At 46.9% G+C, this 6,890-nt stretch carries 6 protein-coding genes and 1 tRNA gene; all 7 read left to right on the top strand.

Annotated elements, in window-relative coordinates; all coding sequences use genetic code 11:
* On the top strand, window positions 1–845 hold an 845-nt coding region (locus VIM72_RS07955; RefSeq protein ID WP_332002304.1), incomplete at its 5' end, for a CPBP family intramembrane glutamic endopeptidase.
* 95 nt (window positions 846–940) lie between these two features.
* The gene (locus VIM72_RS07950) at window positions 941–2,014 is read left to right on the top strand and encodes a tetratricopeptide repeat protein (protein ID WP_332002303.1); all 1,074 of its coding nucleotides are present in this window, start codon (window positions 941–943) and stop codon (window positions 2,012–2,014) included.
* 94 nt (window positions 2,015–2,108) lie between these two features.
* Window positions 2,109–3,764, top strand: a complete 1,656-nt coding sequence (gene paaN / locus VIM72_RS07945) for a phenylacetic acid degradation protein PaaN (RefSeq protein ID WP_332002302.1) — start codon at window positions 2,109–2,111, stop codon at window positions 3,762–3,764.
* Between the two features lie 60 nt (window positions 3,765–3,824).
* Window positions 3,825–4,490, top strand: a complete 666-nt coding sequence (locus tag VIM72_RS07940) for a YceI family protein (protein ID WP_332002301.1) — start codon at window positions 3,825–3,827, stop codon at window positions 4,488–4,490.
* A gap of 82 nt (window positions 4,491–4,572) precedes the next feature.
* Window positions 4,573–4,863, top strand: coding sequence for a 2TM domain-containing protein (locus VIM72_RS07935; RefSeq protein WP_332002300.1), 291 nt, complete (start codon window positions 4,573–4,575; stop codon window positions 4,861–4,863).
* 29 nt (window positions 4,864–4,892) lie between these two features.
* Window positions 4,893–6,707: a long-chain fatty acid--CoA ligase gene (locus tag VIM72_RS07930; protein WP_332002299.1), complete on the top strand. Its 1,815-nt coding sequence runs from the start codon at window positions 4,893–4,895 to the stop codon at window positions 6,705–6,707.
* Window positions 6,708–6,767: 60 nt separating this feature from the next.
* Window positions 6,768–6,839, top strand: a tRNA-Arg gene (locus VIM72_RS07925).
* The last annotated feature ends 51 nt before the right edge of the window (window positions 6,840–6,890 follow it).

Here is a 6,890-nt window from a genome sequence, read left to right as displayed (position 1 = left end):
CAATTATACCTATGCCACAAAATCCTGATCTGCTCCAGGATATCCAGGAAGTGGATATCCCCGCCTATCCTTCCATGAAACAAGCATGGCTAATAACCCTGGTGCTGTTCCTGCTGAGTAACGCTGTTCATTTTTCTTTTTACTTCCTCAGCGGTTATGTTTCTTTTGAACTGATCTATGCGGTTTACCTGCTGGATGTAACGCTTCCCCTTTTGCTGGTATGCGGCTACCTAGTGGTTCATCGTCAAAAAACAGCCGGTCCGGGAATGGGCCTGCTGCTCCGGATTCCAAAGGGCAATAACCTCTGGATGCTGCTGCTGATTGTGCCCGCACTATATTTCCAGCTGATCTTTCTCCGGTACCTTGCCGGGGAACTCCCGTTTTCCTGGGATGGCCGCTGGCATATGATACATAACAAAATAATGTACTGCCTGGTATTTATTTTACTGATTCCCGCCATGCAGGAATTTATTTTCCGCGGTGTTATATTGAATGGATTACTAAAAAAATACCCGCCAACTACCTCTGTTGTTATGGCTTCACTCATGGCGGTGGTGCCCTACATTTATCCCACCAGTATGCTGCTTTTCCTGCCTGTTACGGCTTTCCTTTCATGGCTCTACTACCGGTCGCGCAGCCTCACATTTACCTTTCTTTCCAACGCATTACTCAGTTTCATTCCGCTGGCTGTCAATTTTGGCAGAGCAGAAACGGTGATCAAACCGGCTGTTATTGCCACATCGCCCGATTCCATGACATGGCTGGCTGTAGCCCTGCTTGTTTTCTGGGTAGGCATTATATTTTTTAATAAAGATATCCTGGAATCGAATGATAATTTAAGATAATATAAAGAAGATATTCCTGCTGTCGCCCTGCCCACAGATTGATGGCTGGCACATTACCCCATTTTCCTTACTTTTACAGCAAACGACAGACAGGGATGAACATACGGTCTTCTTTATTGAAAGCACTTTTTGTTGCGGGAGTTTTATTTTCACAGGTTGCAGTTGCACAGGATGCCAAAGAGTTGTATAATACAGCCACCGGCTTTATTCGTAGCGGAGATTATTCAAATGCCATACTAGTGCTGAACCAGGCTTTGCAGCTTGAACCGGACAATTTTGAACTTAAAAAACAACTGGGGTTTACCTACTACCTGAAAGGTGACCTGGTAAAAGCAAAGACCGTAATTGAACCCCTGCTCAGCAGCAAGGAAGCAGATGTACAGGTGTTCCAGATTGCAGGGAATATTTATGTGGGAAGGGAAGAATGGAAAACCGCACAACGTATGTATGAGCGGGCCATCAAAAAGTTTCCCAACAGCGGGGAATTATACAACGATAACGGTACACTGCTGATGAATTTCAAAATGTACGATGGGGCGCTTCGCAGCTGGATCAAAGGTATTGAACAGGATCCCGGGTTTCCCGGCAATTACTACAATGCCACCAAAACATACGACTTCAGCAATAATCCCCTGTGGTGTATTCTCTATGGCGAAACCTTCATGAATATGGAAAGTTTCACCACACGCACGGCAGAAGTGAGGAATATTGTACTGGAATCGTATAAGAAATTATTCAATGATCCCTCCCTTTTTGAAAGCGCATTACCGGAAGACAAGAAAGGCAGAAAGGGCAGCAACGAGTTTGTAGAAGCATATAAAGCCTGTATGGGCAAGCAGATCAGTGTAGTAACCGGGGGAATAGATCCTGATGCGCTGATTATGGTACGTACCCGTTTTATACTGGACTGGTACAACTTTTACGGTATGAAATATCCATATGCGCTTTTCGATTATCAGCGCCGCCTGTTACGGGAGGGAATGTTTGAGTCGTACAACCAGTGGTTGTTTGGCCCCAGTGCCAACCAGGCCAGCTACAAAGCGTGGGTAGGATTACATAAAACCGATTATGATGCTTTCCTGAAATTTCAGCGCAGCAATCCGTTAAAGCCGAAACCTGATGAATATTACAACGATGGAAGGTTTACGCTGATCAATTCCGGGTATTAGTATTTAGATATTTTTTGATTTACCGGTTTGGCCAATTAGTTGCTGTAGCAACTGAATGACTAAATCCGTAAATTGTAAATCTCAAAATCTGAATATGCTCGTTAACAAACACCAAAACATTATCGACAATGCTGTAAAGGCGAACCACGAACGAACTTTCTATTCGCAATACCCGGAGCATCCCAAGGCTTACGGCGAAGAGGCGCATGCAAAAGGCGTACAGAGCTATCAGCAATTGCTGGGAAAACCCTTCAAACAGTTACTGCAAACCGGTGAAACCGGCTGGAGCGGAGAGGAAATATCCCCCTACACCCTGGAGGTGCTGGGCGTTACCTATCCTGTTTTCCCCGTGGGCGACCTGTTAAAGAAAGCCATGGAAGCCGGCAATAGCTGGGCAAAAGTGTCCGTAACGGAAAGAGCCGGCATACTCACTGAAACCCTGGAAAGGATAAAGGACTATTTCTTTGACATTGCCAATGCCACCATGCATACTACCGGCCAGAGCTTTATGATGAGCTTCCAGGCTTCCGGTCCGCATGCGAGCGATCGTGCCCTGGAAGCCATTGCCACCGGTTACCACGAACTACAGCGGTACCCGCCTTCATTAACCTGGGAGAAACCCATGGGCAAAACCAGCATTAAACTTTACAAAACCTTCAAACCAATACCCAAAGGCCCGGGCGTAGTGATTGGCTGCTCTACTTTCCCGGTGTGGAATACACTTCCCGGTGTATATGCCGACCTGATCACCGGTAACCCGGTGATTGTGAAGCCCCACCCGAAAGCTGTGCTGCCTATTGCCATTGCCGTAAGCGCCATCCAGCAATCACTTCATGACAATGGCTATGATCCCCACCTTTGCCAGCTGGCAGCCGACAGCTCAGACCACCTGATCGCAAAGGAATTGTGCGGGCATCCGGATGTGAAGCTGATCGATTATACCGGCGGCAGCGCCTTTGGCAACTATGTGGAATCATTACCTGGTAAAACGGTATTCACGGAAAAAGCAGGGGTTAACTCAGTAATTCTTGACAGTGTTACTGATCTTGATGCGGTAATTCAGAACCTTGCATTTTCTGTTAGTTTATACTCCGGGCAGATGTGTACTGCGCCGCAGAATTTTTTCATTCCCGAGCAAGGCATCAAAACTGCCAGTGGGCAGGTTCCCTTCAACGAGGTAGTGCAGAAATTCAAGGACGCAGTAGTAGGCCTGGTAAACCACCCGAAAATGGGAGCAGGCACACTTGGCGCCATACAAAATGATAGCACCCTGGCCCGCGCAAAAGAAGCGCGTCACCTCGGTGGTAAAGTGATCCTGGAAGGCGCCCCGGTAACAAATGAAGAGTTCTCCAAGGCCAGGGTATGCGCTCCTACTATTATAGAAGTGACCAGCGCCGATACTTCCATCTACGAAAAAGAGCTTTTCGGCCCGGTGATCCTTATCATTAAAACCAGGGACACCGCACACAGTATACAACTGGCCAAACAGATGGCCCAGAAATATGGAGCCATCACCTGTGGGGCATATACCACAGATCCATCTGCCAAAGAAAAAATAACAGAAGAAATGAACAGCGTTTTCACTCCTGTATCTTTTAATCTTACAGGATTCATCTGGGTAAACCAGCACGCTGCTTTTTCTGACTTCCATGTTACCGGCGGTAACCCGGCAGGTAATGCCAGCTTTACCAACCAGGAATTTATTGTGAAGCGGTTTGTGTGGGTAGGCAACCGGGAACTGGCGGAATAAAGAATATATCAACAAGCGCCCTTCCAAACCGGGCGCTTGTTTTAAAGTATATAAGTATTTATGAAAAGATGTTTATGTATAATGCTCGTAATAGCCTCTGGCATCATTGCATGCGAACAGGCGCCTAAAGCGGATAAAGCCAGGATCACCGATGCACAAACTGTACAGGCAGGCACCGGCAACGCGTATCTTCCGGATACCGCTGCCAGCATTGTGAAATGGATAGGCACCAAGCCCACCGGTAAGCATCATGGCTCCCTGAAACTGGCCGGCGGCGCATTATACGTAAAAGACAGCCTCATTACAGGAGGCCAGTTTATCATTGATATGCATTCGCTCCAGGACATTGACCTGGCAGCTGATTCCGCTATGAAGCGCAAACTGGAAACTGAACTGAAGGGAGAAATGTTTTTTGATGTAAAAAAATATCCCGCTGCTACCTTTGAAATCACTGAGGTAACTCCCTTTCATCCATCGGATGGTGATGAGCTCACACTCAGGAATGCTACCCATATTATTAAAGGGAACCTGACCCTTAAATCCGTCACCAAAAACATCTCCTTCCCTGCCCGGGTTACGCTAAAAGACAATAGCATCAGCGCAATCGCCAACTTCAATATAGACCGCACACAATGGGGTATCAGCTATCGCGCAGATAAATCTTTACAGGACAAACTCATCAATTCACAGGTAAACATCTCCTTCGATATCAAGGCTAACCGCTAAGCCTGTTTTTTCCGTTTTTTTCTGCATTAAGCCAATAAAATGCTTAAATTTAGTACAACACCAGTACCTAAAACTTACTTCCATGGAAACAACTCAAGAAAGAGATAACCGACTTTGGCGCATCGCAAAAGCCAGGGCTGGATTTAAGTCCCACCTGATCATTTATCTGGTGGTTAACCTGGGACTATGGGCAGTGTGGTTTCTGACAGACAGTGATAAAACGCATGGTACCCCCTGGCCTATATGGCCGGCACTGGGATGGGGTATTGCACTGGCTTTCCAGTATTTTAATGCCTATCACAAAGATTCCTTCGGGAATACCCTGGAAGAATATGAAAAACTGAAAGAACAAAAACAGCACACACGTATCTGATATTTTAGCCAAAACAAAATTACAGCAGCATGGACCAACCGCAACGACTATTTGATGTGATTTCTTACCAGTTAGCCAATTATCCCAAAGAAGATATGCTGGCCGGCAAAGAAAACGGGCAATGGAAAAAGTACAGTACGAAAGAAGTAGCGGACCTCACGCTCAGGTTCAGTTCCGGCCTGCTCAAACTGGGCATCAGGCCGGGCATTAAAAAGAACGAGGAAAAAGATAAAATAGCCATCATCTCTCCCAACCGGCCGGAATGGATCATTACTGACCTGGCATGCCAGCAACTCGGCGCAGTGCTCACCCCCATTTATCCTACCATCAGTGAAACAGAACTGGCTTATGTACTGAATGATGCGGAAGCGCGTATTCTTTTTGTAAGCGATAAAGACCTGCTGGCTAAGGTTAACGCTATGAGGGATAAATTCCCTACCATCCGGGAAATATTCACCTTTAACAAAGTGGAAGGCGCACGCCACTGGTCGGAAATCCCTGGAATGGCCGATACTGCCGACTTTGAACAGATTAACGGGATAAAGAAAAATATTTCCCCGGAAGAACTGGTGACCATCATTTATACCTCAGGTACTACCGGCACGCCAAAAGGCGTAATGCTCAGTCACCATAACATTATGAGCAATGTGCTGGCCTGCCAACCCTATCTGCCCGTTAATAAAGAGGCAAAAGCCCTCAGCTTTCTGCCACTGAACCACATATTTGAAAGAATGGTTACCTACCTGTATCTCTGCACCGGCGTACCGGTTTACTATGCAGAGAACATGGAAACCATTGGCGACAACCTGAAAGAAGTGAAGCCCACTATCTTTACCACCGTACCCCGGCTGTTGGAAAAAGTATATGAAAAAATCATGACTACCGGCCTGGAGCTCAAAGGCATTAAAAGAGCCCTGTTCTTTTGGGCGGTGGATCTTGGCAAACGGTATGAAATCAATAAAGACCAGGGGGCCTGGTACAATCTCCAGCTCAAACTGGCCAATAAACTGGTTTTCAGTAAATGGCGGGCTGCCCTGGGCGGCAATATCCAGGCCGTTGTAAACGGCGCCGCCGCCTGCCAGGTGCGCCTCCTGAAAATCTTCACTGCCGGCGGCATCCCTATCATGGAGGGTTACGGTCTCACTGAAACATCGCCGGTGATCAGTGTGAACCGCATCAATGTGGAAGACCGCATGTTTGGCACCGTAGGCCCCATTATCAGCGGCGTAGAGGTGAAACTCGCGGAAGATGGGGAAATCCTCTGCAAAGGGCCAAATGTAACTATTGGCTACTACAAACGCCCTGACCTTACAGCAGACGCTATTAAAGACGGCTGGTTCCATACCGGCGATATTGGTGTTATGATCGACAATAAATTCCTGAAAATAACCGACCGGAAAAAGGAACTCTTCAAAACCTCCGGCGGCAAATTCGTGGCGCCACAGCCTATCGAAAACAAATTTAAGGAGTCGCCCTACATTGAACAGATCATGATTGTTGGGGAAGACCGCAAATTTACGGCAGCGCTCATTGTTCCTGCCTTCAGTAATCTCCGTAACTGGGCGCAAAAGCGCGGTATTACTGTCACTTCCAACGAAGAGCTCATAAAAAACCCGGATGTACAGGACCTCTACAAACAGGCGGTAGACAAATACAACCAGTTTTTCAGCCATATTGAACAGGTAAAGAAATACCTACTCCTCCCCCACGAATGGACGGTGGATGGCGGCGAGCTCACCCCTACCCTGAAGGCCAAACGGAAGGTGATACTGGAGAAATTCAGGAAGGAGATTGACAGCATCTACGCCCCGGCCGGTGGAAAAGTAGATATAGAAAGTCTTTAAATATTAATTTAAAACCCTTACTTTTGCCACCCGATCCCAGGATTGGGGTTAAAAAGTACTGGCCTCATAGTTCAATGGATAGAATAGAAGTTTCCTAAACTTTAGATACAGGTTCGATCCCTGTTGAGGCTACGGATAGAACCGCAAACGGTGTAATCGTTTGCGGTTTTTTTTATTGATTGG

Source organism: Chitinophaga sp. (assembly GCF_036569185.1).
Classification (GTDB): domain Bacteria; phylum Bacteroidota; class Bacteroidia; order Chitinophagales; family Chitinophagaceae; genus Chitinophaga.
The sequence above is the reverse complement of the archived record's forward strand: the minus strand, read 5'-3'. Positions and strand labels throughout refer to the sequence as shown.

Coding starts and splice junctions, on each gene's coding strand:
- VIM72_RS07950 (WP_332002303.1), top strand. CDS start 941: ATGAACATACGGTCTTCTTTATTGAAAGCACTTTTTGTTGCGGGAGTT.
- paaN (WP_332002302.1), top strand. CDS start 2,109: ATGCTCGTTAACAAACACCAAAACATTATCGACAATGCTGTAAAGGCG.
- VIM72_RS07940 (WP_332002301.1), top strand. CDS start 3,825: ATGAAAAGATGTTTATGTATAATGCTCGTAATAGCCTCTGGCATCATT.
- VIM72_RS07935 (WP_332002300.1), top strand. CDS start 4,573: ATGGAAACAACTCAAGAAAGAGATAACCGACTTTGGCGCATCGCAAAA.
- VIM72_RS07930 (WP_332002299.1), top strand. CDS start 4,893: ATGGACCAACCGCAACGACTATTTGATGTGATTTCTTACCAGTTAGCC.